The 1604-nt window shown below is 67.8% G+C and carries 1 protein-coding gene; it reads left to right on the forward strand.

Annotated features, from left to right (window positions below; all coding sequences use genetic code 11):
* The first annotated feature begins 372 nt into the window (after window positions 1–372).
* Window positions 373–1566, forward strand: coding sequence for an IS30 family transposase (locus AB0I12_RS42435; RefSeq protein ID WP_359942164.1), 1194 nt, complete (start codon window positions 373–375; stop codon window positions 1564–1566).
* Window positions 1567–1604: the final 38 nt, after the last annotated feature.

Consider the following 1604-nt stretch of genomic DNA (forward strand, 5'->3'; position numbering starts at 1 on the left):
CGCGGTCCTCGCAACACCTCGAGTTGAGGAGTTGCGGGGACCGTGTCGTTGTCGGAGGAGTTGGGGTGTCTGCTGAGGCTGGTTGATGGTGGTGTCTCGGTGCGGGATGCTGCGGTGTTGGTGGGGGTATCGGCGGGCAAGGCTTACCGGTTGTTGCGGGAGTCGGGGCGGGGTGTGGGGCGTGCGCGGACTCCGATCACCGAGGGTTTGCGGGAGCGGGTGGTCGAGGAGTTCGGTGCGTCGGGGAGTGTGAATCGGGCGGCGAAGGCTGCTGGGTTGAGTCACTGCGCCGCGCGGCGGATTCTGGTGGGCGCCGGGCTGGTGCCGGCCGAGTCGGCACCGGTGGGTAGGCCGGGAGCGAAGGCCCGGTTCTTGGAGCTGGTCGGGCAGGGCTGGTCGACGGCTGGAGCGGCTCGAGAGGTGGGGGTGCATGAGCGGACCGGCCGTGACTGGCGGCGCGGGATCCGCAAGGTCGGCAACACGCGGGTCCATCCCGACGGCACGGTCGTGGACTACACCGCCAGGACCGGCTACTCAACCGGTGTGGTCATAACCAGCGACGATGCGGGAACCAGTCGAGCCGGTGAGCGGTACTTATCTCTCGATGACCGGTTGGCGATCGCCGACGGACTGATCAACCGGCAGACGCTGACCGCGATCGCGGCCGGGATCGGCCGGCACAAGTCGACGGTGTCGCGCGAGGTGCACGCACACAGCATCGACGGGATCTACCTGCCCCATCAAGCTGATCGTGACGCCGCGGCCGCCCGGGCCCGCCCGAAGCCATCCAAGCTGGTCACCAACCGCGCGTTGCGCGCCGCGGTCGAGCGGGGCTTGGAACGCAAGTTGTCCCCGGAGCAGATCTGCAACAGGCTCGTCAAGGACCACCCCGACGACGAGAGCATGCGCGTGAGCCACGAAACGATCTACCAGGCGCTCTACTTCCAGGCCCGCGGCGGCCTCAAACGAGAAGTCCAGACCGCGCTGCGCACCGGCCGGACCCACCGCAAACCGCAACGCCGGCCCGATCAGCGCCAGCGCCGGTTCGTCGACGACATGATCATGATCTCCGAGCGGCCCGCCGAGGCCGACGACCGCGCTGTTCCCGGCCACTGGGAAGGCGACCTGATCATGGGCGCCGGCAACCAGTCCGCGATCGGCACCCTGGTCGAACGGGCCACCCGCTACACGATGCTGGTCCACCTGCCCAGCGGCCACGACGCCGAGCAGGTCCGCGACGGCCTGATCCAGACGATCTCGACCCTGCCCGAGCACCTGCGCGGCTCGCTGACCTGGGACCAGGGCTGCGAGATGGCCCGGCACAAACAGTTCACCATCGCCACCGACATTCCCGTCTACTTCTGCGACCCGCACTCACCTTGGCAGCGCGGTTCGAACGAGAACACCAACGGCCTGCTGCGCCAGTACTTCCCCAAAGGCACCGACTTGTCAGTCCACGGCCCCCAAGACCTCGAACACGTCGCCCAGGAACTCAACGCCCGACCACGCAAAACGCTCGGCTGGGACACCCCAGCCGAGCGCTTACGTGATCTACTCACCACCTAGAAACCAAGGCGGTGTTGCGACGACCCCTTGAAACCGCC

This window comes from Kribbella sp. NPDC050459 (assembly GCF_040655315.1).
Lineage (GTDB): Bacteria > Actinomycetota > Actinomycetes > Propionibacteriales > Kribbellaceae > Kribbella.